Origin of the sequence: Paenibacillus albicereus (assembly GCF_012676905.1) — a bacterium.
In the GTDB taxonomy this organism is placed as follows: domain Bacteria; phylum Bacillota; class Bacilli; order Paenibacillales; family Paenibacillaceae; genus Paenibacillus_O; species Paenibacillus_O albicereus.
In genome coordinates, this window is sequence record NZ_CP051428.1 from 1,215,213 (window position 1) to 1,241,178 (window position 25,966).

21 protein-coding genes are annotated in these 25,966 nt (G+C 66.0%); 18 read left to right on the top strand and 3 right to left on the bottom strand.

The genetic code is table 11. The annotated features are described in order from the left end of the window. The first annotated feature begins 52 nt into the window (after nucleotides 1–52). The 5 genes from HGI30_RS05360 to HGI30_RS05380 all read left to right on the top strand — a co-directional run bounded on the left by HGI30_RS05360 (nucleotide 53) and on the right by HGI30_RS05380 (nucleotide 7,388). Nucleotides 53–1,405 (top strand): extracellular solute-binding protein, encoded by a 1,353-nt coding sequence (locus HGI30_RS05360; RefSeq protein ID WP_168906701.1) that lies wholly within the window; start codon nucleotides 53–55, stop codon nucleotides 1,403–1,405. A gap of 109 nt (nucleotides 1,406–1,514) precedes the next feature. Beyond that, nucleotides 1,515–2,393: a carbohydrate ABC transporter permease gene (locus HGI30_RS05365; RefSeq protein WP_168906702.1), complete on the top strand. Its 879-nt coding sequence runs from the start codon at nucleotides 1,515–1,517 to the stop codon at nucleotides 2,391–2,393. 19 nt (nucleotides 2,394–2,412) lie between these two features. Further along, nucleotides 2,413–3,294 (top strand): carbohydrate ABC transporter permease, encoded by an 882-nt coding sequence (locus tag HGI30_RS05370; protein WP_168906703.1) that lies wholly within the window; start codon nucleotides 2,413–2,415, stop codon nucleotides 3,292–3,294. A 56-nt stretch (nucleotides 3,295–3,350) separates the two neighbouring features. After that, nucleotides 3,351–4,331, top strand: coding sequence for a glycoside hydrolase family 43 protein (locus HGI30_RS05375; RefSeq protein ID WP_168906704.1), 981 nt, complete (start codon nucleotides 3,351–3,353; stop codon nucleotides 4,329–4,331). 150 nt (nucleotides 4,332–4,481) lie between these two features. Then, nucleotides 4,482–7,388, top strand: a complete 2,907-nt coding sequence (locus tag HGI30_RS05380; RefSeq protein WP_168906705.1) for a glycoside hydrolase family 2 protein — start codon at nucleotides 4,482–4,484, stop codon at nucleotides 7,386–7,388. Nucleotides 7,389–7,814: 426 nt separating this feature from the next. Here HGI30_RS05380 and HGI30_RS05385 read toward each other — a convergent pair whose 3' ends face one another. After that, nucleotides 7,815–8,756, bottom strand: coding sequence for a WYL domain-containing protein (locus tag HGI30_RS05385; RefSeq protein ID WP_168906706.1), 942 nt, complete (start codon nucleotides 8,754–8,756; stop codon nucleotides 7,815–7,817). Beyond that, a complete protein-coding gene (locus HGI30_RS05390; RefSeq protein ID WP_168906707.1) occupies nucleotides 8,722–10,044 on the bottom strand; it encodes a helix-turn-helix transcriptional regulator in 1,323 nt (440 codons plus the stop codon). Before HGI30_RS05390 ends, HGI30_RS05385 begins: the two co-directional genes overlap by 35 nt. Nucleotides 10,045–10,792: 748 nt before the next feature. Between HGI30_RS05390 and HGI30_RS05395 the strand changes: the two genes are divergently transcribed. The 13 genes from HGI30_RS05395 (at nucleotide 10,793) to HGI30_RS05455 (ending at nucleotide 25,488) form a co-directional block, all read left to right on the top strand. Continuing rightward, nucleotides 10,793–11,902 carry a slipin family protein gene (locus HGI30_RS05395; protein WP_168906708.1) on the top strand — a complete coding sequence of 370 codons (1,110 nt, stop codon included), beginning with the start codon at nucleotides 10,793–10,795 and terminating at the stop codon, nucleotides 11,900–11,902. Nucleotides 11,903–12,077: 175 nt separating this feature from the next. Beyond that, a complete protein-coding gene (locus tag HGI30_RS05400) occupies nucleotides 12,078–13,121 on the top strand; it encodes a glycerophosphoryl diester phosphodiesterase membrane domain-containing protein (protein ID WP_168906709.1) in 1,044 nt (347 codons plus the stop codon). Then, nucleotides 13,118–13,726 carry a DUF4129 domain-containing protein gene (locus HGI30_RS05405; protein WP_168906710.1) on the top strand — a complete coding sequence of 203 codons (609 nt, stop codon included), beginning with the start codon at nucleotides 13,118–13,120 and terminating at the stop codon, nucleotides 13,724–13,726. The genes HGI30_RS05400 and HGI30_RS05405 overlap by 4 nt, the downstream gene beginning before the upstream one ends. Continuing rightward, entirely contained in the window at nucleotides 13,723–14,976 is a 1,254-nt protein-coding gene (locus HGI30_RS05410) for a DUF4350 domain-containing protein (protein WP_168906711.1), read from the top strand. Before HGI30_RS05405 ends, HGI30_RS05410 begins: the two co-directional genes overlap by 4 nt. After that, on the top strand, nucleotides 14,973–15,893 hold the full coding sequence (locus HGI30_RS05415; protein WP_168906712.1) for an AAA family ATPase: 921 nt from the start codon (nucleotides 14,973–14,975) through the stop codon (nucleotides 15,891–15,893). The genes HGI30_RS05410 and HGI30_RS05415 overlap by 4 nt, the downstream gene beginning before the upstream one ends. Further along, entirely contained in the window at nucleotides 15,844–17,214 is a 1,371-nt protein-coding gene (locus HGI30_RS05420; RefSeq protein ID WP_168906713.1) for a DUF58 domain-containing protein, read from the top strand. Before HGI30_RS05415 ends, HGI30_RS05420 begins: the two co-directional genes overlap by 50 nt. Nucleotides 17,215–17,242: 28 nt before the next feature. Then, on the top strand, nucleotides 17,243–18,244 hold the full coding sequence (locus HGI30_RS05425) for a stage II sporulation protein M (RefSeq protein ID WP_168906714.1): 1,002 nt from the start codon (nucleotides 17,243–17,245) through the stop codon (nucleotides 18,242–18,244). Continuing rightward, nucleotides 18,241–19,065, top strand: a complete 825-nt coding sequence (locus HGI30_RS05430) for an RDD family protein (RefSeq protein ID WP_168906715.1) — start codon at nucleotides 18,241–18,243, stop codon at nucleotides 19,063–19,065. The genes HGI30_RS05425 and HGI30_RS05430 overlap by 4 nt, the downstream gene beginning before the upstream one ends. Before the next feature lie 404 nt (nucleotides 19,066–19,469). Further along, nucleotides 19,470–19,829, top strand: coding sequence for a transposase (locus HGI30_RS05435; RefSeq protein ID WP_168906656.1), 360 nt, complete (start codon nucleotides 19,470–19,472; stop codon nucleotides 19,827–19,829). Further along, nucleotides 19,808–20,722, top strand: a complete 915-nt coding sequence (locus HGI30_RS05440; protein WP_235680407.1) for an IS3 family transposase — start codon at nucleotides 19,808–19,810, stop codon at nucleotides 20,720–20,722. The genes HGI30_RS05435 and HGI30_RS05440 overlap by 22 nt, the downstream gene beginning before the upstream one ends. Before the next feature lie 1,164 nt (nucleotides 20,723–21,886). Beyond that, nucleotides 21,887–22,471 carry a TetR/AcrR family transcriptional regulator gene (locus HGI30_RS05445; RefSeq protein ID WP_168906716.1) on the top strand — a complete coding sequence of 195 codons (585 nt, stop codon included), beginning with the start codon at nucleotides 21,887–21,889 and terminating at the stop codon, nucleotides 22,469–22,471. A gap of 58 nt (nucleotides 22,472–22,529) precedes the next feature. After that, nucleotides 22,530–24,290 carry an MFS transporter gene (locus tag HGI30_RS05450; RefSeq protein ID WP_235680331.1) on the top strand — a complete coding sequence of 587 codons (1,761 nt, stop codon included), beginning with the start codon at nucleotides 22,530–22,532 and terminating at the stop codon, nucleotides 24,288–24,290. Nucleotides 24,291–24,351: 61 nt separating this feature from the next. Beyond that, nucleotides 24,352–25,488: a transglutaminase domain-containing protein gene (locus tag HGI30_RS05455; RefSeq protein ID WP_168906717.1), complete on the top strand. Its 1,137-nt coding sequence runs from the start codon at nucleotides 24,352–24,354 to the stop codon at nucleotides 25,486–25,488. A gap of 67 nt (nucleotides 25,489–25,555) precedes the next feature. Here HGI30_RS05455 and HGI30_RS05460 read toward each other — a convergent pair whose 3' ends face one another. Continuing rightward, nucleotides 25,556–25,960, bottom strand: coding sequence for a hypothetical protein (locus tag HGI30_RS05460; protein ID WP_168905834.1), 405 nt, complete (start codon nucleotides 25,958–25,960; stop codon nucleotides 25,556–25,558). Nucleotides 25,961–25,966 lie beyond the last annotated feature (6 nt).

Here is a 25,966-nt window from a genome sequence, read left to right on the forward strand (position 1 = left end):
CATTGGAAATGTAACCGCTATCCAAGAGCGATGAAGGGGAGGAACCACCACCATGGCAAAAAAATCGACCTCCGTGCTGGGCGCGGCAGCGCTGGCGTCCATGCTGGCGCTGACCGCCTGCGGCGGCGGCAACTCGGCCGGAACCAACGGCAATGCGGGCGGCGAGGCCGCGAACGCCGGAGCGGGCTCGGGCTCGGCCGAAAAGATCACCCTCAAGATGATGCATCTGTGGCCGGCCGGCAGCTCCAAGCAGCAGAACATGATCGTCAACGACATCATTTCCCAGTATCAGGCCGACAACCCGAACGTGACGATCAAGCAGGAGATTCTGGAAAACGAGCAGTACAAGAACAAGCTCAAGGTGCTGTCCGCCTCCAACGACCTGCCGGACGTCGGCATGACCTGGGCTGCGGGGTTCCTGACTCCTTATGTCAAAGGCAATCTGTTCGCTCCGCTCGACGACACGCTGGCCGGCGGCCTGAAGGACACATTCGTCTCCGGCACGACCGAGGCGTACGCGGTGGAAAACAAGACCTACGCGCTGCCGCTTGAGCTGAACATCACGCCGGTCTACTACAACAAGGCGATCTTCAGCAAGTACAACCTGGAGGTGCCGCAGACGTACGCAGACTTCCAGAAGGCGGTCGACACGCTGCAGCAGAACGGCGTCGCGCCGATCGCGCTCGGCAACAAGGACCGCTGGACCGGCTCGCTCTGGTACATGTACCTGGCCGATCGGCTCGGCGGGCCGGAGACGCTCAAAAAGGCGATCGACCGCTCCGGCTCGTTCGAGGATCCGAGCCTCGTGCAGGCGGCGGACGAGGTGCGCAAGCTCGTCGAAGGCAATGCCTTCAACAAGGGCTTCAACGGCCTGTCCAACGACGAGGGCAAGGCGGAGTTCCTGAGCGGCAAGGCGGCCATGTACCTGATGGGCACGTGGGAGCTGCCGAACTTCACGACGAACGAGTCCATCCCGCAGGAGTTCCGCGACGAGGTCGGCTTCTTCAAGTTCCCGACGATCGAGGGCGGCAAGGGCGACATCGACAGCTGGGTCGGCGGCCCGGGCGTAGGCCTGTTCGTCTCCGAGAACTCCAAGGTCAAGGAAGAGGCGAAGAAATTCGTCAAGTTCTTCGTCGAGAAGTGGGGCGAGCAGTCGGTCACCAAGGCGGGCGTCATCCCGGCGACCAAGGTCGACACGTCCAAGGTCGACCTGCCGCAGATGTACATCGACATCCTGAACGAGCTCGGCAAGGCCAGCAACATCACGCTGTTCGCGGACGTGCAGATGAGCCCGGCCGTCGCGCAGGTCCATCTGAACATGATCCAGGCGCTGTTCGGCAAGGAAGTGCCGCCGGAGGACTTCGCCAAGCAGCATGAAGAGGCGCTGAAGCAGGACGCAGGCTGATCCGAGGCCGCGCGGCATCCGAGGAGGACCTGTCCCGCGAGGCGGGCGCAGGTCCTCTTCGCTTGCCGCCGCATCCGCCACCCGAACGTGCGAAGGAGCGTGAACAAGCATGGATAAAGTGATGTCCAACAAGAAGATGATTGCCCTCTACGTGCTGCCGGCGCTGCTGCTCGTGCTCGTCCTCATCTACGTGCCGATCGTGCTCACCGGCTATTACGGCCTGATGAAATGGGACGGCATCGGCGAGATGACGTTCATCGGCATGGACCAGTACGCGAAGCTCGTCCGGGACGCGGCGTTCTGGGACAGCGCCGGCCACTCGCTGCTGCTGGCGGCGTTCTCCGCGCTCAGCCTGATCGGCTATCTGGCGGTGGCGCTCGTGCTCGCCGGCGAGGTCAAGGGCGCGAACCTGCTGCGCAAGCTGTATCTGATCCCGATGCTGCTGAGCTCGGTCGCGATCGCCCAGCTGTGGGCCAAGATCTATCACCCGACGAACGGCATCCTCAACACGCTGCTCGGCGCGGTCGGCCTGCCCGATACGGTCGAGTGGCTGTCCGACACGGGCATCGTGCTGGTGTCGATCTTCATCCCGATCATCTGGCAGTACGCCGGCTTCTACATCCTGATCTACTACGCGGCGCTCAAGAATATCCCGTCCTCGCTCGTCGAGGCGGCGCGGATCGACGGCGCGAGCCCGCTGCAGATCGCGCTGCGCGTCAAGCTGCCGCTCATCGCCGGCGTCGCCAAGATGACCGTCGTGCTGGCGGTCGTCGGCTCGCTCAAGTACTTCGACCTGATCTACGTCATGACCGGCGGCGGGCCGAACGGAGCGAGCGAGGTCATGGCGTCCTACATGTACAAGCAAGCGTTCAGCAGCTACGACTTCGGCTACGGCAGCGCGATCGGATTTTTCCTGCTGCTCATCTGCCTCGTCGCCACCTGGCTGATCCGCAAGCTCACCACATCCGAAGAGGTCCAATACTCCTAAGCGAAAGGAGCCAACCGACATGCCGCAACCCCTCGCCGCGTCTCGTGCAGAACTCCGCTCCGGCGGAAGCTCTGGCGGGAGCCCGGTCCTGAAGACGCTCCTGTACGCCGTATTGGCCCTCATCGCCGTCGTGCAGGTGTTCCCGCTGCTCTGGCTCGCCGTCTTTTCCCTCAAGGATACGCAGGAAATCTTCACGAAGTCCCCGCTCTCGCTGCCGGCCAGCCCCAAGTGGGAGAATTACGAGAAGGTATGGACCGAGGGCAACATCGGCCAGTACTTCTTCAACAGCGTCTGGTACACCGTCGTCGCCGTCGCCGCGACCGTGCTTCTCGCGAGCCTCGTCACGTTCGCGCTGACGCGTATGAAATGGGGCTGGAAAAAGCCCGTGCTCGGCCTCTTCATGGTCGGCATCATGATTCCGATCCACTCGACGCTCATCCCGCTGTTCCAGATGTTCATGAAAGCGAATCTGACCGACCATCCGCTGTCGATCATCCTGACGTACACCGCGTTCAACCTGCCGCTGACGATCATGATCCTGCTCGGCTTCTACGAGACGCTGCCGCGCGAGGTCGAAGAGGCGGCCGTCATGGACGGCTGCTCCGTGAACCGCATCTTCTTCCAGATCGTGCTGCCGATGACGGCATCCGTGGTGGCGACGACGGTCATCATCAACATGATCTACAACTGGAACGAGTTCGTTTTCGTCAACACGTTCATCAGCACCGACTCGCTCAAGACGCTGACCGTCGGCATCCAGAACTTCATCGGCCAATACTCGGCCGATTGGGGCGCGATCGGCGCCACGCTCATGATCAGCATCCTGCCGATCCTCATCGCCTTCTTCGCGCTCAGCAACCAGATCGTCGAAGGCATGACGGCAGGCTCGGTGAAGGGCTGATCCGCCTGGGCCTGCACGACCCGACGACTCTCGACGACTCCCGAAAGGAAGATACGATGACCGCCAAACCGAGCTTCAACCAGCCGCTCGTCACCCATCTCTATACGGCCGATCCGTCGGCCCATGTGTTCGAAGGCAAGCTGTACGTCTATCCGTCCCATGACCTCGACCACGAGCGGACGTCCAACGACAACGGCGACCAGTACGACATGGAGGACTACCATGTGCTGTCGATGGACGCCCCGGATGCGCCTTGCGTCGACCACGGCGAAGCGCTGCATGTGTCAGGAGTGCCGTGGGCGTCCCAGCAGATGTGGGCGCCGGACGCCGCCTTCAAGGACGGCAAGTACTATCTGTTCTTCCCGGCTCGGGACAAGGACGGCGTCTTCCGCATCGGCGCCGCCGTCGGCGAGCGGCCGGAAGGGCCGTTCCGCGCCGAGCCGAGCTGGATCGACGGCACGTTCAGCATCGACCCGGCGGCGTTCGTCGACGACGACGGCCGCGCCTATCTGTTCTTCGGCGGCCTGTGGGGCGGACAGCTGGAAAAATGGCAGGGCGGCTCGTTCGATCCGAGCGCCGAAGGGCCGGCCGGGAACGAGCCTGCGCTCGGGCCTCGCGCCGCCGAGCTGGCGGACGATATGCTGTCGCTGAGGAGCGCTCCCGTCGAGCTGTCGATCGTGGATGCGGACGGCCGGCCGATCGCGGCCGGCGACGAGGAGCGCCGCTATTTCGAAGGGCCGTGGATGCACAAGCATCAGGGGCGCTACTACCTGTCGTACTCGACCGGCACGACGCACAAGATCGTATATGCGACGAGCGACAACCCGCTCGGTCCGTTCGTCTACCAGGGGACGATCCTCGAGCCGGTCGTCGGCTGGACGACCCACCACTCGATCGTGGAGTGGGACGGCAAGTGGTATCTGTTCTATCACGACAGCTCGCTCTCCGGCGGCGCCGACAACAAGCGCTGCGTCAAGTTCACGGAGCTGCATCATGAAGAGGACGGCTCGATCCGTACGATCCGGCCGTACGAGTGAACTTTACGTCCGAAAAACGTCCCGATGGCTCCGAGCCGGCGGGACGTTTTTAATTTCAATAAATAGAAACAGTTGAATTAAATTTAGTTCATGCTACGATGAAAGGAGCGACGTTCGTTTGGCTTTCTATAGGGAAGGTTGGGGTTCGACATGGAGATGCGGAAGCTGGATGCGGCATGGGAAGTAAAGGGATTCTGGCCGTGGGTGCCGCTGAAGGGCACGAGCATGGAGATCGGCAACGAGCTGCTCGGCGTGACGGAGTGGATTCCGGCGACGGTGCCGGGCGGCGTGCATGAGGATCTGTACCGGGCGGGGCATATCCCCGATCCGTATGTGGATAGGAACAGCCTGGCGGTCGAGTGGGTGGAGAACCGCTGGTGGGTGTATCGCGGCCGCTTCGCGCGGCCGGAGCTTGAGCCGGACTGCCGAATCGAGCTGGTGCTGGCGGGACTCGACTACGAGGCGATCGTCTCGCTGAACGGCCGCCGCCTCGGCGAGCATGAGGGCATGTACGAGCCGGCCGTCTACGACGTGACCGAGCTGCTGGGCGAGCGCGAGTCGGCGGAGCTGCAGATCATCCTCAAGCAGGCGCCGGACGAGATGGGCCAGATCGGCAAGACGAGCGAGACGTTCACGCAGAAGAGCCGCTTCAACTACAAGTGGGACTTCTCGACCCGGCTCGTCCACGTCGGCATCTGGGAAGGCGTCTGGCTGCGCGTCCGCCGCGCCGTCTCGCTGGACGAGCTGGCGCTGCATGCGGATGTGCGAGAGGACGGCACGGGACTGGTTTCCGTGTCGGCCCTGGCGCGCGTGGAGGCAGGGACGGAACGGGCCACGGCGGAGCTGGAGCTGCTCGATCCGGACGGACAGGCGGTTCTTCGCTGGAGCGGGCCGGTGGCGGACGGAGAGGTGAAGGCCGAGCTGGAGGTTCCGCGGCCGCGCCTCTGGTTTCCGAACGGGTACGGCGAGCAGCCGCTCTACGAGCTGCGGCTGCGCCTGTTCGCGGACGGGCGGCTGGCGGAGGAGACGTGCCGGCGGACCGGCATCCGCCGCCTCGAGTACCGCCGCAATCCCGGCGGTCCGGACGACGCGCTGCCGTATACGTTCGTCGTCAACGGCCGGCCGGTCTACATCCAGGGCGCGAACCTGACGCCGCTCGACCATCTGTACGGCAACGTCGGAGCGGAGCGCTACGGCTGGATCGCGCGGCTCGCCCGGCGGGCGAACCTCAATCTGCTGCGGGTGTGGGGCGGAGGCCTCATCGAAAAGGAAGAGCTGTACGACCTGTGCGATCGGCTCGGCATCCTCGTCTGGCAGGAGTTCATCCAGTCGAGCTCCGGCATCGACAACGAGCCGTCGAAGAAGCCGCGCTTCCTCGAGCTGCTCGGCCGCAGCGCCGTGCAGGCGCTCAAGACGCGGCGCAACCATGTGTCGCTGGCGGTCTGGAGCGGCGGCAACGAGCTGATGAGCGCTCCCGATCGTCCTTCCACCTATGAGGACTCCAATCTGGCCTATCTGCGCGCGCTCGTCGCCGAGCATGATCCGCAGCGGCTGTTCCTGCCGACGTCGGCGTCCGGGCCGAGGCAGTACATCACGAGCGAGAAGGGCGTCAGCCACGACGTCCACGGCCATTGGAAGTACATGGGCAATCCGGGCCACTACCCGCTGTATGCCGAGGCGGACCATCTGTTCCACAGCGAGTTCGGCGTCGACGGCGTCAGCAGCGCGAAGAGCCTGCGCAAGTTCCTGTCGGAGCCGCACCGGAGGCCGGTCTCGATGGAGAAGAGCCTCGTCTGGCGCCACCATGGCGAATGGTGGGACACGTTCGGCCGCGATACGGAGCTGTTCGGCGGCTTCGCCGACCTGCAGGCGTTCTCCGACGCGAGCCAGTGGATCCAGGCGGAGGGGCTGCGCTTCATCCTCGAGGCCAACCGCCGCCGCCAAGGCCGGCAGAGCGGCAGCATCATCTGGCAGCTCAACGAGCCGTGGCCGAACGCCAGCTGCACGAACCTCGTCGACTATTACATGGAGCCGAAAATGGCCTATTACTGGACCCGCTCCGCCTTCGAGGGCACGCATGCCTCGCTCGACTACCGCTCCCTGGATGCGCCTGCGGGCAGCCGCCTGCAGGCGGCGGTGCATCTGCATCTCGGGCCCCGGCTGGTCGCGGGCCTGAGAGGCGAGACGGACGGGCTGTACGGAATCGGGCGGCCCGCGGACGCGGCCTCGGAGGCCGGGCGCTCCGCAGGCGCGGCCCTCCGATCGCCCTGGACGGCGTCGCTTCAGCCGTCGATCCTCGGCGTCCGCGCCGAAGTGCGGGACCTGCGCGGAACGCTGCTGCATGAGCAGGCGTTCATGCTGGAGGGGGAAGGCTGGCGGCAGTCCGACGGCGTGGAGCGAGCGGCTGGAGCATCGGACGGCCGGCCGCAGGCGAACGAGGAAGCAGGCGGCGAGCGCTCAGCCGGTGCCGGTTCCCTCGGTAGCCCATGGCAGTCCGGCGACGGCGCAGGCAGCGGAAGCTCGCTTCGGCTCGGTACGTTCGACTGGGTGGTGCAGGAGACGTACAACGGCCTGCTCCTCGTCCGGCTGCTGGTGGAAGGGACCGACGCACCGCCAGCGGAGTATTACTTCTCCACCCGGTCGCCGGCGGTCTACGCGGCCGCGCTGCAGCCGATGGCCGCTGCGCTGCGGGCCGTACCGCTGGGCGGCTGGGAGCAGGCGCCGCCCGAGGCGGGCGGCCCGGCGGCCAGTCCGCTGCTGCGCCGATCCTACGTCGTGGTCAACGACGGCTCGGAGGCCGCGCTGCATGTGCGGCCGGAGGAGACGACCGACGGCTGGTGGATGGAGGCGAGCGAGGCGTACTTCACGCTGCTGCCGGGAGAGTCGCGCACGGTCGAGCTCTCCTGCGCGCCTCGCCGCGGCGAGCTGTTCGGCGCCGGGGCGGCGACCCGAGCGGCGGATGCGGGGAGAGAAGGGGCGGATGCGGACCGTTCCGGCGATGCGCCGGCGGAGCCGACAATCGCCTTCCGCGCGTTCAACCAGCCGCTTCAGGCATGAGCTAGGCATACGGAAAGGGACTTGTTCCGGTTCGTTCAACGAACCGGAACAAGTCCCTTTGTCGCGCTAGATGGCTTGGACAGGAACCAAGGCGGAAACCTGCCTTGGATGGTCGGCTGATGGGCTGGATGCCCGGAACCAAGGCATAAACCTGCCTTGGATGGTCGGCTGATGGGGTGGATGCTCGGAACCAAGGCAGAAACCTGCCTTGGATGGTCGGCTGATGGGGTGGATGCCTGGAACCAAGGCATAAACCTGCCTTGGATGGTCGGCTGATGGGCTGGTTGCCCGGAACCAAGGCATAAACCTGCCTTGGATGGTCGGCTGAAGGGCTGGATGCCTGGAACCAAGGCAGAAACCTGCCTTGGATGGTCGGCTGATGGGACGCGCCGCGAGCTTGCGAGCGAACGAGGACTGAGCGCGCCGCTAACCTGTACTCGTCAGTCCCGCCGCCTCGCCGCTGCCGCGCTGCCCGCCGGCCCCGGCCACCGCGCGAGCCTCCACGCCGGCCTCGGCCTCCACGCCGGCCCCGGCCACCGCGCCGGCCTCGGCCGCCGCCTCGGCCTCCGGCCGAATGCCGTACCGGGCCAGCGCCTTCACCGCGCTGGCCCGCATCTGCTCCTGCAGGGCAGCGCCTTCCAAGACGCGTACCCGCTTGCCGAGGAAGCGCAGCTTCTGCAGCAGGAAGCCGCGCTCGTCGCGCGCATAAGCGAGCTCGATGCGGTAGACGCCCTCGTCGGCATCGTAGCGCACCTCCTGGCGGAAGCAGGAGAGGGCATAGAGGATGCGCGACAGCTCGCGGTTGTAGCGGGGCACGAGCTCCAGCACCGTCGTTTCGCCCGAACGGGCCGACAGGGCAGCGATGCAGGCGTCCAGCCGATCCGCCTCGCCGGGAGGCAGCGGCCGCTCCTCCACGCCGTGGACGTGGGTGAGCCGCGTGCGCATGAGCGGCCGGCCGCTGGCGCGATGCCAGAGCAGGTACCACTGCTTGGTCGACATCGCGTAGTCGAGCCGGTACGGGTAGCCCTCGGCATGGCGGAGCGCGCCGCCGCCCTTGGCGCTGTAGGCGAGCCGCATGCCGCTGCGGCGGGCGACGAGCTCGGCCAGCTCCGGCAGCAGCGGCGAGAAGAGCCGGCGCTCCCGGCTGCGCGCCTTCTCGACCAGATGCCCCAGCGGCAGCGGCTCCTCCGCCGCCAGCAGCTCGGCCAGCTTGGCGCGCGCTGCCGCGCCGAGGAAGCCTTCGGCCGCGGGATGCTCCAGCATGAGCCGCAGCCAGGCGCGCTCGCGTCCGGTCACGGCGACGGCGCCCGCCTCCGCCATGCGGCGGCTCAGCTCATGATTGTGCGCCTTGTCGAACAGCAGCTCCATACGTTTCCGCCAGCTCCTTCCACTCCTCGATCATGTCCTGCCGCAGCTCCTCGGGCTCCAGCACCTCGCAGCTGGAGCCGAAGCTGCGCAGCCACGGCCGGATCTCCCGCGTCCCATTCACGTCGATGTCGTACCGGAACGAATCCGGCCCCTCCTCCGTCAGCTCCCCCCACTGGCCCTGCAGCAGCACGCGCTCGCGGACGAAGTCGTAGTCCGCCCCGTCCGGACGGAAAAACCGCACGGACACGCGCTGCGGCGCGCCTAGCTCGACGAGCCAGCTCGTGCGCAGCCGCGTGCCTAGCTGCTCCTGCCTGCGCGCGAACAGCTCGGGATCGGCGGGCTCTCCGATCGTCAGGCCGCTCATGCCTTCCATCCTCCAGGCGCTCCATCCGTGGGCGCGGCTATAGCCGATCGCGTACCACCGGCCGTACTGGTGGTCGTAGACCGCCCGCAGCGGCAGCATCGCCACCTGGCGCGCCGGGCTGGTCCGCGCATGCAGCGGATTCGTTCCGCGCGCGGCGTAGCGATGCTCCGATTTTGGCGTCAAGTACTCGAAGCTTGCCATCCGCCGCTCTTCAATCGCCGCCAGCAGCGGATGCAGGTACGCCTCGTCGAGGATGCGGCAGTCGTAGCGGTAAGCGAAGCCGACGCCCGAGCTGAGCGCTCCGTCCGGGCCGAGCAGGCGGCGCAAGCTGTCCTGCAGCAGAAAGCCGTGCACCGACGGCACGCGCGTCTGAGCCATCACATGCACGAACAGCTCCAGCCGCCGCAGCTCCTCCGGGTCCAGCGACGTCCACAGCTCGTCGCGCAGCCGGTAGCGCACCGGCCGGCCGCCCGAGCGCGCGACGATGCCGGCTTTTTCGAGGTAGGCGAGGTCGGAGCGGATCGTCTTCTCGTCCGGCCACGGCGATGCCTCCGGCCAGCCGCCGCAGCAGGCGTCGAGCAGCTCGGCCGCAGTGCGGCCGCCTCCGTTCAGCTCATCGAGGAGCAGCGCGAGGCGGGCGATCTCCGATTCCTTGAGCGAGCGGGAGCGGAAAAGAAACAGCAGCAGCGGGTCGCCGACCCGCTCGCGCCGAGCCTGCAGCAGCCGGCCGAGCCCGAGCTCCCCGGCTCCAACCGCTTCCGCGCCGCCGGACGAGGCGGCGTCCCGCAGCCGCCGCAGCGCCTTGTCGAGCGTATGCACCGAGATGCCGAGCCGCTCCGCCGACTCCTTGCGGCTGAACGCCCCGCCCGTCAGCGCGAGCAGCCGCAGCAGCTCGATCTCCTTGTCGAAGCTCTCTCTAGCCATGTCTACTCCTCCTCCTTCCGTCCGTTTTCAGCCGAACCTTCTGTATTCGTGAACAACCGCGCGAGTTCCTGCTCCGGCGGCGGAGAGGGGCAGCATCATCCGGCAGTCCGATGAGCAGCGGCCGAACGCCGGCGCCGTCTTTTTTCCGCTGCTTCGCCATACTTCCGCCCTGTTCCGGCGCTCCGCCCGAAGCTATGATGAAGCGGAAAGGTCAGGCGACAGGCGGGAACTTCGGCCGCAGGCCCTGTTCCGCAGTGCCGGGACGCTGATCCGACTGGCATGCTACGGCCGTCCTTTCTCTCGTTCATTCACCGGGTTCGAATCCCGGACGCTCCGTCCGGAGCGTTCATGGTCGATGAATTCAAAAAGGCGAAGAGCCTATGAACGCAGTACCCGAGGGACCGGCATCCGATTCCGCCGATCCGCGCCGGCCGCGCCGTCATGGGCGGCGCCGGGAGCAGGCCATGAAGCCCCTGCGCCGGCGGCGGCACGAAGGACGATTTCCTGAGGCGATCGCCCGCTCGCGATCCACCTTGCGCCACGGCGCGAGGAAGGCGCGAGCGGGACAGCGGCGGGAGGGCGTCCGGACGCCGCCTGCCCGCAGGCGCTCCGCCTACGCTTCCGGGGCGCGGACGAAACGGACGGATGCCGCCCTGTCCCGGCTGACAAGAGCCCGAGCAGCTTGCCCATGCGGCGCATCGCCGCCGGGGCGGCTCGCGGCTTGCCCGATAGAGAAGGAGATGATCTTATGTTTGAGACTGCGACGATCAAGCCGACCGAGCGCGGCTTGCTGTACCGGAGAGGAAGCTATGCGGGAGTGCTCCTGCCCGGGACGAAGCGGCTGAACCGGCTGCGCCGCGAGACCGCGGTCGCCTGCCGCGTCGACGAGCCGTTCCTGCCGCCAGACGGCCCGCTCGCCGTCTACCTGCAGGATGCCAGGCTTGCCGAGCAGCTGGAGGTTGTGGAGGTCGGCGACGGCGAGTACGCCGCACATCGCATCGACGGGCGCTTCGAGCGGCTGCTGCTGCCGGGCCTGCATGCCTTCTGGAAGGCGGGCGGCCAGCACGGCTTCCAGCGCATCGATACGCGCGAGCCGGATGTCTCGGCCGCGCTCGAGCCGGAGCTCGCGGACCGGATCGGACCGTATGCGTCGACGCTGGAGGTGGAGAGCGGGGAGCGGGGCTTCCTTTTTTACGACCATGAGCTGCAGCGCGAGCTCGGTCCGGGACGCTACCGGTTCTGGCGCGGTCCGGTCAAGGCGTCGATCCAGAAGGTCGATCTGCGACGCCAGCAGCTCGAGCTGCACGGGCAGGAGATGATGACCGCCGACAAGGTGACGCTGCGGCTCAACTTCGTCAGCACGTACCGCGTCAGCGACCCTCGGCGCACGCTGGAGATCCGCTCGCTGTCCGAACATCTGCACGCCTCGCTGCAGCTGATCCTGCGCGACATCGTCGCCGCGAGGACGCTCGACCGCCTGCTCGCCGCGCGCGACGAGGCGGCGTCCGAGGCGCTGGAGCGGCTGCGGGCAGTCGGGGCCGCGAGCGGGGTCGAGTTCCTCGGGACGGGCATCAAGGACGTCATCCTGCCGGGCGAGATGCGCGACATTCTCAATACGGTGCTGCTGGCGGAGAAGAAAGCCCAGGCGAACCTCATCACCCGCCGCGAGGAGACGGCTTCGACGCGCAGCCTGCTCAACACGGCGAAGCTGATGGAGGACAACGAGACGCTGTACCGGCTGAAGGAGATGGAGATGCTCGAGCGGCTCGTCGAGCGCATGGACCGCATCACGCTCGACGCGGGCAGTCCGGTGCTGGAGCAGCTTGCCCGGCTTGCCGGCGGCGCGGGACGGCGCTGAAGTCCCGAGACGGGCGGTTCCCTGCGAACCGCCCGAATTTTTATTCTTTTGGGAGCATAAGGAAAAGGGAACCGTTTCAGGCCTGCGATCCGTAGTATAATGATCGTTGTGCGCCTGAAGGCGAACAGCACTCTATTGACATGGCTTTTTACCTACATAGGGAGGTCGGACAATCATGCAGCAACCGCAACCACTGAGGCCGATGGGGATCGGCCGCATTCTCGACCGCAGCTTCCAGCTGTACCGCACCCACTTCACGACGCTGGCGATCATCATGCTGGCGCTGTACGGACCGATGGCGATCGTCTCGATGGCGCTAGCCACCGATTCGTCCAACACGTACTCCGGCCTGATCGATTCGTTGCGCGATGGCGGACTCGACGGCTACCTGCAGTCGGTCGAGGCGCAGGAAGGCGCAGGGCTGAGCGGCGGCGCCGTGCTGGCCGCCTTGCTCGGCTTCGTGCTCATGCTGCTGCTCGGACCGGTCTCGGTCGCGGCGATCGTGCATCTCGTGCAGGCGCATCTGCGGGGCGAGGACATTCCGAGCGCGGGCGAGCTGCTCAAAAAGGGCTTCCGCCGCCTGTGGCCGTTGACCGGCAGCACGCTGCTGTACGGCATCATCATGATCGGACTTTACGTGCTCGTCGTATTCGCGTTCGCGCTGGTCGGCGGCCTGATGTTCGCCGCGGCTCTGTCCGGCACGAGCGGTCCTTCCGGCGTAGCCTTCCTGCTGATTTTCGCGGCGTTCATCGGCGTTTTCCTGCTCATCACGTTCTTCGCGATCCGCTGGGCGTTCTACCTGCCGTTCGTCGCGCTTGACGAGAGCGGCACGGGCGTCGGCGCGAGCTGGCGTCTGACCAAGGGCAGCTTCTGGCGCCTGCTGCTGCTCTACCTCGTGCTTTCCATTCTGCTCGCCATCTTCACCGGGGTGCTGAACCTCGGCTCGGCCGCCATCTTCGGCGGAGGCGTGCTGAATTCCCTCGTCGACGCGCTCGTCTCGATCCTGATCGGCTCGCTCTGGGTGCTGCCGTATGCGATTACGTTCTTCGACCTGCGCGTGCGCCGCGAGGGCTGGGGACTCGATACGCTGCTGGACGGAGCGCAGCCGTACGGCGGCCAGGCGCCGCCTCCGCCTCCTGCGAGCTGGGGCGGCGGCTACGGCGCGCCGGACCGTCCGGACCGTCCGGATGACAGCTCCGGGGGCGGCCCTCGTCCATGACGGAAAGGGAACAGCTGGAGGAAATCCTCTCCCGCGAAGAATATTCCGCCTATCGCAAGGAGCCGGGCTTTTCCTTGTGGGACTGGATCGTGGAGAAGCTCGGCAAGCTGCTGGCGGCGATCTTCCCCGACCTGAAGCCCGGGCCAGGCACGGTCAGCTTCCTGTCCGTCCTGATCGTGATCGCGCTCGCGGCCTTTCTCGGCTGGATGGTCTGGCTGCTGACGCGCCGCTTCGGGCCGAGGGGGCGGCTGCGCCCCGGCGCCTGGATGGAGCCGGGAGAGGATAGCCGCTCCTGGCGGCATTACGCTCGGCTCGGCGAGGGCTTCGCCGCTCAGAGAGAGTGGAGGGACGGCGTGCGCGCCGTCTTTCTCGCTTTTCTGTTCCGGCTGGAGGAGCGCGGGGAGCTGAGGGTCGAGGCGTGGAAGACGAATCGCGAATACTTGGACGAGCTGGCCGCAGCCGGCTCGCCGCATGCGCCGGAGCTCCGGACGGCGATGTCTCTGTTCGAGCGCATCTGGTACGGCCGGATGGAGGCCGAGCAGGCTCCGTACGACGAGCTCAAGGCGCTGTTGGACAAAGCGGACGGCAGGGAGGTGCCGCAATGAGGAAGGGGACCAAGCGCAGCTTCGGGCTGCTCGCCCTGCTGGCGGCCCTGTTCCTGCTGCTCGGCCTGCTGCTGGGTCGGCCGCAGCTACGGGACGAGTCGCCGAACCTGAGCTTCTCGTCGGACACGGACGGGCTCCAGGCATGGCGGGAGCTGCTTGATGAGCGGCATCCGCTCGTCGGCGAGTGGCGGCTGCGCTGGGACGAGCTCCCGCAAGGCTCGGGCCGGCTGCTGATCGCAGCGGAGCCGGCCGGCGTCAGCGGCGTCGAGTGGAAGGCGCTGGAGGAGTGGCTGAAGCGCGGCAATTCCGCGCTGCTGCTCGGAGATTTGCCGGATCAGCCGTTCTGGGAGCTGACGGGAAGCGGAAGCGCAGCGGCGGAGGACGGCGATGCGGCCGGGGAGGGAGATGCGGCCGAAGAAACGTCGGACGAGGGGTCCGCATCCGACAACAAGGCCGGGTCGGACCACGAGGCTTTGCCCTCCGCAGTGGAAGCGGAGGCGCTGCTCGGCCCGGGCGCCTATGAGGCGCTGACCGATACGTCGGTACGGATCGCCGTCCTGGACGGCGAAGGCTCCGCGCTCGTCGCTGACGAGCGCGGCACGCTCGCGGCGCGCAAGAGCGTCGGCGCCGGCTCGGTGACGCTCGCCGTAGAACCGCGCTGGATGCAGAACGGCACGGCGCTCAAGGGCTCGCATGCGGAGCTGATGGGCGCGCTGCTGGAGGGGAGCTGGACGGAGATGCTGTTCGACGAGCAGCATCACGGCTATACGTCCGCGCCCGGCGCGTTCGCCGTCCTGCCCCGCCCGCTGCTGCTGGCGAGCGCGCTGCTGCTGCTTGCGCTGCTGCTCGCGCTCTGGAGCGCGGGCAAGCGCTTCGGTCCGACGCGCGTGCCGCGCGAGTGGACGACGCGGCGCGGCGACGAGACGGTGCGGGCGCTGGCGGCCTGGTACGAGCGCTTCGGCCTGATGGACGAGGCGCTGGACCGGCAGCGCGGGCGGCTGAGGCAGCAGCTGGCGCAGCGCTGGGGACTGCCTGCGTCGGCATCGCCTGAGCAGGCGGCCGCGGCCGCCCGCAGCCGCTGGAGCGAGGAGGACGCGCTGCGCCTGCAGCGGGCGCTCGAGGAGCGTCCGCTGCAGGCCGACGGCCGCAAGGCGGCACGGCGCGAGTTTACGGCAAGATCCAAGGAAGCAAGCGAGCTGGCGGCGCTGCTGCGTGGCGGCGCCGATCCGGGAAGGGGACAGAGAAGATGAATCACTTGGTCGAATCGCTGGAGCGGCGGATACACGGACAGAGCCGCAACATCCGTTTGCTCGTCACGGCGCTGGTCGCGGGCGGGCATGTGCTGCTGGAGGGCGTGCCGGGACTCGGCAAGACGAGCCTGGCGCGCGAGCTGGCGGCGCTGTCGGGCTGCGGCTGGCGCCGCATCCAGTTCACGCCGGACCTGCTGCCGGGCGACATCACGGGCAGCGTGACCTACAGCATGCAGGAGCAGAGCTTCTCCGTCGTCAAAGGGCCGGTATTCACGAACGTGCTGCTCGCCGACGAGATCAACCGCTCCGGTCCGAAGACGCAGGCGGCGCTGCTGGAGGCGATGGAGGAGCGGCAGACGACGATCCAGGGCACGTCATATGAGCTGCCCGAGCCGTTCTTCGTCGTCGCGACGCAAAATCCGGTCGAGTACGACGGCACGTATCCGTTGCCGGAGGCGCAGCTCGACCGGTTCCTGTTCAAGCTCGTGCTGGACTATCCCGGCGAGCAGGCGGAGATCGGCATCCTGCGCTCGCATCGGCGGGCAGGAAGCATCCGCGAAGCCGCTCCGGAGCCGGCCGTATCGCCGGCCGAGCTGCTGGAGCTGCAGCGCCGGGTCGAGGATGTCGTCGTTCAGGACGCCATCTACGGCTACGTCGCCGCGCTCGTGCGCGCGACGCGCGACACCGACGGCGTGCAGCTCGGAGCGAGTCCGCGCGCGGGCATCGCGCTGCTGCGGGCGGCGTCCGCTTGGGCGCTGCTGGAAGGACGCGACTACATGACGCCGGACGACATCAAGGAAATGGCGCTCCCGGTGCTTCGCCACCGGCTGCTGCTGACGCCGCAGGCGGAACTGGAGGGGATGACCGGTGAAAGCATCATCCGGCAAACGCTGGCATCGGTTCCGGTCCCGCGCTGACCGGCTGCTGCGGCACGCGCCGCTGCCGACGCCGCGTCTCGCATGGTGGACGGCCGGCGGCGGCGCTGCGGCCGCGCTGTTCGGAGCGGCCGGCCTCGAGCTCCAAGCCGCCGTGGTTTGGCTGGCCGCCCTTGCCGCGCTGTCGGCCGCCGATCTGGCGCGGCTGCCTCGGGCGTCCGCCTGGTCGGCGCGCCGCGAGCTGCCGGAGAGCGCGGAGATCGGCCGCGAGTTCGCCGTGCGGCTGGAGCTGACCTGCCGCACGGGACTGCCGCTGCGCGTGGAGCTGGCCGACGACATCCCGGACCGGTTCGACCGTCCGGATGGCCGCAGCGCGTCCGGCATGCTGGAGCGCGGCCGGCTGCAGGCGTCGTATCGCCTCCGCGCGCTGGAGCGCGGGCGGTTCCGTTTCGGCGAGGTGGACGTGCGCTGGAGCGGCGGACTCGGCCTGTGGCGCAAGCAGGCGCAGCTGGCCGCGGAGGACGGCATCCGCATCGATCCCGACCTGTCGGGCGTGCGCGGCGTGCTCGCCTCGGCGCAGGACTCGCTGCTCGTCGACGGCAAGCGGATCCACCGCCGCCAGCGCGGCGGCACCGAGTTCGACGCGATCCGCGAGTATGCGGCCGGCGACGACATCCGCGAGGTCAACTGGCGGGCGACGGCGCGCTCCGGCCGGCTGCTCACGAACCTGTACCGGCCCGAAAAGGGCAAGACGCTCGTGCTGCTGCTCGACTGCGGCCGCCAGATGGGCGTCGAGCTGGACGGCCGGGTGAAGCTCGACCGGACGCTGGAGGCGGCGCTTACGCTGGCCGCCGCCGCGCTCCGGCAGGGCGACCTCGTCTCGCTGATCGCTTATTCGAGCCGCGTCAAGCTGTACATCCCGCCCGGCCGCGGGCTGGAGCAGCTGCAGGCGCTGACCCGCGCGGCGAGCGGCATCGCGCCGGATTACGCCGAGGCAGGAGCGGCCGTAGGACTCGGCTTCCTGCTGCAGCGCGTGCGGCGGCGCTCGTTCGCGGTGCTTTTTTCCGATATGGACCACTATCTGCATGACGCCGAGCTGCTCCCGTACGCGGCCAAGCTACGCAAGCAGCATCATCTCGTGCTGATGTCGCTGCAGAATCCGGCGCTGCGCGAGCTCGAGGAGCGGGTTCCCGAGACGGCTAGCGACGCCTACGTACGGAGCATGGCGGCGTCTTATGCGCTGGAGCGGCAACTGCTCGTCCGTCGACTCGGCAGCGGCGGCGTGCCGATGCTCGACGCCTCTCCGGACCAGCTGGCGACGAGCGCGGTGAGCGCCTATCTCGACATCCGCGACAAAATCTGATCCGGCAACAATCAGGAGAGGAGCCATCATGGACACGACGACATTCATCCGGCGGCACAAGCCGGCCTGGGCGGAGCTCGAAGCCCTGCTCGACCTGCTCGGGCGGCGCAAGGCGCGGCCCGGCGCGGGCCAGCTCGACCGTTTCGCGGAGCTGTACCGGAGCGCCTCGGCGAATCTGGCCTACCTGCAGACGCATGCGCCCGCGAGCGAGGCGGCGCTGCTGCTCGGCGACCTCGTGTCGCGGGCGCACAACCAGCTCTATGCGGGCGGAGCCGCAGGGCGCAGCAAGCCGCTCGAGTTCCTGCTCTGGGGCTTCCCGCTGCTGCTGAAGCGGCGGCTGCCGTTCATCGCGCTCGCGGGGGCGCTGCTGCTGCTCGGCGAGCTGCTCGGCTACCTCGCCGTGCGCGACAATCCGGCGGCGATCCACTCGCTGCTGCCTGCCGGCATGGCGGACAACGTCGATCCCGCGCGCACGGCCGACGACCGCGGCGACATCAACAGCGCGGTCGTCTCCGCCCAGATCATGACCAACAACATCCGCGTGGCCGTGCTCGCGTTCCTGAGCGGAGCGACGCTCGGCCTGCTCACCATCTACCTGATGGTGTTCAACGGCATGCTCGTGGGCGGACTTGCCGCCGTGTTCGCGCAGGCGGGGTACAGCTATACGTTCTGGGCCTACATCCTGCCGCATGGCATCATCGAGCTGGCGGCGATCTTCATCGCGGGCGGCTCGGGCTTCTACATGGGCTACAAGTTCTTCGTGCCCGGCGAGCTGCCTCGGCGCATCGTGTTCGTGCAGGCCGCCAAGGAATCCGCGCTGCTGCTGCTCGGCACGATTCCGCTGTTCGTCATCGCGGGCCTCATCGAGGGCTACATCACCCCGGCCTCGCTGCCGCTCGAGCTCAAGTACGCTGTCGCCGGACTGACGCTCGCCGCGTTCACGGCGTACTGCGTTTACGGCGCGAAGCGCGGGGAGCGCGAGAGCGGGGGGACGATAGCCTCCCCATTCCGAAAGGAGGTCCGACCATGACGATGAAAGAACCCTATTCCGAAAGACAGACGACGTTTGTCACCCCAGAACAGGTGCGGCTGCAGCTGCGGACCGCCGGCCTCGGCAGCCGGGCGATCGCCCACCTGATCGACGCGCTGTTGCTGCTCGCGGCCTCGGCGCTGATCGTATTCGGAACGGCGGGCAGCCTCTACCTGCTGTCCTCGTCCTGGTTCCCGAACGACGGCTACGACTACGTGTTCGCCGGCATGTTCCTGCTGCTGATCGTAGTGAATGTCGGCTATTTCATCGTGATGGAGGCGTACCGGGGCGGCCAGACGATCGGCAAGAAGGCGCTGGGGCTGCGCGTGCTCCAGGCGAGCGGCCAGTCGGCGACGATCCTGCCGGTCGTCATCCGCAACCTGTTCCGGCTGCTCGACTTCCTGCCCATGGGCTACTTCGCGGGCAGCGTCGCGATCTTCTTCAGCCGCGCCGACAAGCGCATCGGCGACATGGTGGCCGGGACGATCGTCGTCGCGGAAGCGACGGCGGAGCAGCGCGGACGCCGCGCGCGCATCGACAAGCGGATCGCCCGCCTGCAGTCGAAGGGGCTGCGGCTGCCGGAGCTCGCCCGCGACCTCGGCGCGGCGGAGCGCGCTCTGCTGGACGAGCGCGACTGGCAGCTGCTGTCCGGCTGGGCCGAGCGCATCGATCCCAAGCCGCCGATCGGCGCCCAAGGGCTCGAGCAGCGCATCTGGCAGCACTTCACCGAGAAGCTCGGCCACAGCCGGGCGGCCTACAACGATCCGCGCGGCTACTTGGCCGCGCTATACCTCGCTGTGCGCGAGGACTGGGAGCTGTAGATCAGTCCTTGTAGGGTCAAACAAGCGTCCGCCTGGCGTAGGCCTGGTGCGGACGCTTCTTTTGCTTTGCGGGGCGGGCTTGCCCCATGGCTGGCCTGGGACGGCGCATCGGCGGGCGAGCAAGTCGGATGGGCGGGCGGCGCGGAGCTCGTGAACTCGATTTATTCGAGTTCAGCGTGCGTGATGCGCCAGCTGGATCTGATTAGGTCGATATTTTCGAGTTAACGCCTGCGAGATGCGCCAGTTGGAGCCCAATAGGTCGATTTTTTCGAGTTAACGCCTGCAAGATGCGCCATCTGGAGCCCAATAGGTCGATTTATTCGAGTTAACTCTTAAGCCCCCTAATTGGAATGGAGAGTACCCTAGGGAATCAGGTACACTTAATCCAAGAGGTGATGAGGACGATGAGACAACGGAATCAGGTCTTTGAAGAAGTCCGCAACAAGGTGGCTCAGGAGGCGCTGGCTGGGATCCGGACCGGCGTGCTTGCACGGAAGTATGATGTTTCTCCAAAGACCATCCGCAATTGGGTGCGGGAGTACCAGGAAAAGATGGGCGACGATGCCCTCCCGACGATCGACCAGCGGATCGACGACGCCAAGCGGCTGGCGGAGCTAGAAGCCAAATACGATCAGGCGCTGAAGGCATTAGGCGAGAAAGAGCTGGAAAACAAAATTCTGCAGGAACTTGTAAAAAAGACCCGCCCTGCCTCGATGAACGGCTTGCCGTCGCCGAATCATTCATCGAGCAGGGACACGCGGTAGCTCCTGTTCTTCGCACCTCCGGTGTCTCCAGCTCGACGTACTATAGCCGTCGGAGCCGGATCGATTCGGACCGGCCAGCTCCAGTCTCTGTCGGGCGTCCCTGCTCCTCCTTCACCCTCACCCGATCCGGAAAGCCAATCTGCAACGAGCAGGTCAAAGAATGGCTGCTCGAGCTTGTTTCCGGCGAAGAGCACGGCTACGGCTATTCCATGCTGACGGACTGCCTGCGCAGCCAATACAACCTTGTCATCAACAAGAAAAAGGCGTACCGGTTCTGCCAAGAGCTCGGCGTGCTTCATTCCCAACGAAAAAAGCAAGTGCAGCATCCCCGGCGGTTGGCGCGAAACCATACCATTACCGGATCCAACCAGCTGTGGCAGCTGGATATTAAATATGGCTACGTGGCTGGCTACGGCCAATTTTTCTTCCTTGCGGATATGATTGATGTGTTTGACCGTACGATTGTGGGCTACCATCTGGGCTCCAGCTGCAGCGCCAAGTCGGTGTGCAGCATGGTGAAGCGTGCGCTAGAACAGCGAATTGCCCCAGGCGCAGCCATGCCGATTATTCGTACGGACAATGGACCTCAATTCGTGAGCCGCGCCTTTGGAGAGCTTGCGCAGCAGGCAGGATTTGTCCACGAACGCATCCCGCCCAAGACGCCGAACATGAATGCGTACATAGAGTCCTTTCATGCCACGCTGGAGCATTGGGTGCTGCGCAAGGAACAGTTCGAGACATTCGATGAAGCCTTCCATGCGGTGGAGGAGTTTATGGATTTTTACAACAACCGCAAGATGCATGGGAGCCTGGCACGACGCTCCCCCGCAGACTTCATGGCGTGGGTCTCCGAGCAAAAACCGGATCTTACCCGATTCCAGCGTGCTGTCTGACCGAGCATGAAGGCCAAAAAAGAAGGTATACAGAGAGACACCCTGATGAAGGGGTCTAGTCTCCACAATTAGGGGGCTGAACCGTTAACGCCTGCGAGATGCGCCAGTTGGAGCTCATTAGGTCGATATTTTCGAGTTAACGCCTGCTGGAACGCCTGCCATCAATTCTGCTAGCTTGCTCGTATCGACATACCGTCTGCGTGAGACATCAGCTGGTGTGGAGTTGTCACTGGGAGTGGAGTTGCTCGGTTTTTCCGCGTAACGCCGCCGTTGGTGTGCCAGTAGGAGTGGAGTTACTCGGTTTTTCCGCGTAACGCCGCCGTTGGTGTGCCAGTAGGAGTGGAGTTACTCGGTTTTTCCGCGTAACGCCGCCGTTGGTGTGCTAGTTCGGGTGGAGTTACTCGGTTTTTCGACGCAACTCCGCCATGGGAGTGCCAGTAGGAGTGGAGTTACTCGGTTTTTCCGCGTAACGCCGCCGTTGGTGTGCCAGTAGATGTGGAGTTGCTCGGTTTTTCCGCGTAACGCCGCCGTTGGTGTGCCAGTAGGTGTGGAGTTACTCGGTTTTTCCGCGCAACTCCGCCATGGGAGTGCCAGTAGGAGTGGAGTTACTCGGTTTTTCCGCGTAACGCCGCCGTTGGTGTGCCAGTAGGAGTGAAGTTGCTCGGTTTTTCCGCGTAATGCCGCCGTTGGTGTACCAGTTGGAGTTGAGTTGCTCGGTTTTTCCGCGTAACGCCGCCGTTGGTGTGCCAGTAGGAGTGGAGTTGCTCGGTTTTTCCGCGCAACTCCGCCATTGGAATACCAGTAGGAATGGGGTTACCGAACGAATCGATTATGGCAGAGGACAGGAGCGCTACAACGGCTGGTAGGCTTGATCGCTGCAACCTGCAGTTCAACAGCGTTCGAATCAGTCGTTGACTGGAGGAGCGGCGGGGGCGTATACTACCTTCATTGAATGTAAGTGAACACTTGCACCAGATGCTGAACATGGCGAACATGAGTCACACGAACATCAGTCGACGCATTAGTGTCAGTCGCTTGAGCGCTATTCACATAAGCATCATTCACGAAAGCATCATTCATTTAAGCATCATTCACAAAAGCTTTACTCACACACGGGCATCGCTCGCCCAGCATCACGAAGAGAGGAAGGGAGGCGCGCGGGAAATGGAGACGAACAGATCGACGGCGGAAAAGCTGTTGCTGGCCACGATCGAGGTGATGGCGGACAAAGGGTATCTCGGCGCCTCGACGAAGGAGATCGCGGCAGCTGCCGGCGTGAACGAGGTCACGCTATTTCGGCATTTCGGCTCCAAGTCGAACCTGCTGGAAGCGGCGCTCGACCGCTATCACTACGCGGACATCATGACGGAGCTGTTCGCCACCCGGCTGACAGGAGAGCTGGAGAGCGACCTCCATCTCATCGCGCAGACGTACCAGCAAGCGATGTTCCGCAACAAGAAGCTGATTCGGATCGTGCACAAGGAAGGAGCCTCGCTCCCGATCGGCGAGCACGTCCACCGAAGGCATCGGGAGAAGCTCCGCGAGCTGCTGCGGGACTACTTTGCAGATCAGCAGCGGCGCGGCCTCATTCACGCCGATCCGCCCGATGCGCTTGCGCAGTCATTCATGTACGTCAATTACGGCTGCTTCATCAGCCGCCTCCACTCCGATTTCACCGAGCCGGACGATGATTCTCGCGAAGTCATCCGCCAGTCGGTGAAGCTGTATGCTAGAGCGCTCAAGCTCTAGCCTTTTATTCGCTCCAAATGCAAGCGTGCGCTTGCTTACAAGGAAAGGATGATCGACTATGTCCGAGAAACGTCCGGCCACCGAGCCGTCCGTAAACGAATCGACCGCCACTGATGCGTCCACATCGACCGCCACCGAATCGTCCGTAAACGAATCGACCGCCACCGAGCTGTCCGCGAACAAATCGACCGCCAGAGGGCTCGCCACCGATGCGTCCACATCGTCCTCCACCGAGCCGTCCGTGAACAAATCGACCGCCACCGATGCGTCCACATCGACCGCCACCGAATCGTCCGCGAACAAATCGACTGCCAGAGGGCTCGCAACCGACGCGTCCACATCGTCCGCCACCGAATCGTCCGTAAACGAATCGACCGCCATCAAGCATGCCGCTGGCGGAGCGGCTGCAGCTCCGCCGGCCCCATCTGCAGCCGAGCAGGCCGCCACCGAGCCGCGGCCCGGCGCGGAAAAGCTGATCGGCGTGCTTGCGTTCACGATGGCGATCTCGTCGATGAGCGCGATGATGTTCACGATCGTGCTGCCCGAGATGAAAGCGGAATTCGGCCTGACGCTGTCCCAAGTGAGCTGGATGATGACCGGCTACATGCTGATCTACGCGATCGGGTCGGCCATCTACGGCAAGCTGGCGGATCTGTTCCGCCTCAAGCACCTGCTCACGTTCGGCCTCTCGCTGTTCGTCATCGGCTCCTTCATCGGCCTCGTCTCCAGCTCTTACGGGGCGGTGCTGGCCGGCCGCCTCATCCAGTCGGCGGGAGCGGCCGTCGTGCCCGCAGCCGCGATGATTATTCCGATCCGCTACTTCCCGCCGGCCGTCCGCGGCCGCGCGCTCGGGATGACCGCCTCCGCGCTTGCGCTCGGCAACGCCATCGGCCCGATCTTCGCCGCGCTCGTCGTCAGCATGCTGCACTGGCGCTGGCTGTTCTGCGCACCGCTGCTCGTGCTGCTCACGCTCCCGCTGTTCCGCCGCTATCTCGTCGACGAGCCCGCCAAAGGCGGCTCGCTCGATCTCGCCGGCGGCCTCCTGCTGGCCGCCTCGAGCGCCTCGCTGCTGCTTGCCCTGACGGAATGGAGCCTTTGGTACGCTGCGGCCGGCATCGTTCTCGCCCTGCTGCTGGCGCTGCGGCTGCGCACGGCGCGCGAGCCGTTCCTGCGCCCGGCGCTGTTCCGCATCCCCGCCTATCGCCAAGGGCTTCTGCTGATGATGCTGGCGATGGTTTCGGGCTACGCGCTGCCTTTCCTGACCCCGCAGCTGCTCTCGTCCGTGCATGAGCTTCCTCCCGGCGTGATCGGCTTCGCGATGGTGCCGGCGGCCGGACTCGCCGCGCTGCTCGGCCGCGCGGCCGGACGTCTCGCGGACCGCAAAGGCAACGCGTACGTCTTTTACGTTGCCGCCAGCCTGCTGCTGACCTTCTTCGGCCTGATGGCGCTGCTTGCCGGTGCATCGCCTTGGGTCGCCGGAGGGGCGCTCGTGCTCGGCCAGCTCGGCCAGACGATGCTGCAGATTTCCCTCATGAACTCGGTCTCGCGCACGCTGCCGGCCGATCAGGCGGGTGCCGGGATGGGTCTGGTCTCCCTGCTCAACTTCCTGACCGGTGCCGCGGCGGGAGCGGTGTTCAGCCGTCTGCTGGACAGCTTCGGCGGCGAATCGGGCAAAGGAGCTTTTCCGGTCTTCGGCTTCATCTATGCGGGGTTGTTCGTGGTCGTCGCCCTGCTCGCGCTGACGTTCCGCTACCGCTTCAGCCAACGCGGCAAGAGCGGCAGGGAAACGATGCCGCTCCGCGAGTCCATTGATTCATGAACCGCCGGTTCGTCCACATATAGTTACATGATGCGGACGCACAACCGGGAGGCGATGGACGATGAAGCACCGGATCGCGAACCTGCTGCTGGCACTGTCGCTGGCGGTATCGATCTACGTGGTGGAGGCGAGAGTCGGCAGTCCGGCGCAGGCCGACAGCTTGGCGGACACCGATGCGCCGGCGGTCTCAGCGGTGGAGCCGAGAAGCGGTGCCGACGGACTCGGAAATAGCCCAGAGGACGGGACCGGGCCAAGCGGCGGCCCGTCCGCCGGAACCGAATCCCCGCCCGAAAGCGGCACGGACCAAGTCGCCGTGCCGAGCAACGGCTCAGCGGGGGCTGGAATCGCCGGCAAGCCCGGCGGCGAAGCCACTGCCCAGCCGCAGCCGGCCTCCTCATCGGAAAGCCCGGACGCCGGCGGCGTGGCTGCGGCCGGAGCGACCGCTTCAGCCTCCGAGCCGCAGACGAACGCGGCCGGCGAATCGTCCGCGGCGGATCAAGCCCGCGCCAAGCTGGTGGGCGGCCTGGCCGAAGGCTTTCGCAGCCGCAGCCCCGAGTTCAGGCTGACCTTCCGGGGCGGCCACGAGCAGCTTGTCGAGCTGATGCCGGACTTGGTGCAGCAAGGCCTTTACCAGGACGACTACACGGCCTATGTGCTGAAATCGTACGCCTACAAGATCCGCTCGGTCTCCGGCACGTCGACGATCACGATGACCGCCAAGTACCGCGAGACGCCGGAGCAGACCGCCGAGGTCGCCCGCCGCTCCAAGGAGATCGTCGCGGGGCTGATCCGGCCGGGCATGAGCGACGAGCAGAAGGCAGGCGCGATTCACGACTGGATCGTGCGCCATGTGCGCTATGACGAGTCGCTCACGCGCTACACCGCCTACGAGGCGCTGGAGCTGCGCTCGGCGGTATGCCAGGGCTATGCGCTGCTTGCCTACCGCATGCTCACCGAAGCAGGGCTCGAGACCCGCATCGTCGAAGGCACGGTCGATACCGGCGACCACGCCTGGAACCTGGTGCGCATCGACGGCCGCTGGCATCACATGGACACGACCTGGGATGACCCGCTGCCGGACCGCGGCGACGAGGTCAGCCGCCGATACTATCTGCTGTCGGACGAGGAGATGCGCCAGGACCATGAGTGGACGAAGCCGTACCCGGAAGCGCCGACGAGCTTCGGGGAAGCCCGGTAGCTCCGGGACATGAACCGCCAAAAGGGGACGAAGCCGGACAGATGCCCGGCTTCGTCCCCTTTTGCGCTTATCGCTCCAGCTCCATGTTCAAACACTCCACTGCGCTGCGAAGCGCTTTTTGCCGCCGTTCCGTCAACGTATGCGAAGAAGTGCCGGGCTTCAGCCGGGGCTGAGCCTTCTCGATCTTGGCGATGACGGCCTGGAGCGCCGACAGGGCGTCTTCCAGCTCGGCCTTGGTATGGCCGGCGGCCGACGCTTGTTCCGCCTGCGCCTCCGCGTCAGGCGCAGGCTCGGCTTGCCGCGCTCTGGCAATCAGATCGAGCGCGATGCGATAGGCGTTGATCTCGCGCGATATCGCGGCCTCCGAAGAGGAGCCTCTTTTCAGCTTCTCGCGCGCCTTTTCGCTTTTCGATAGGACGGAAGCGAGGGCGCGCATCGCCTCATCGCCTTCGTGCGCGTCAAGCCGGAGCATGTCGGC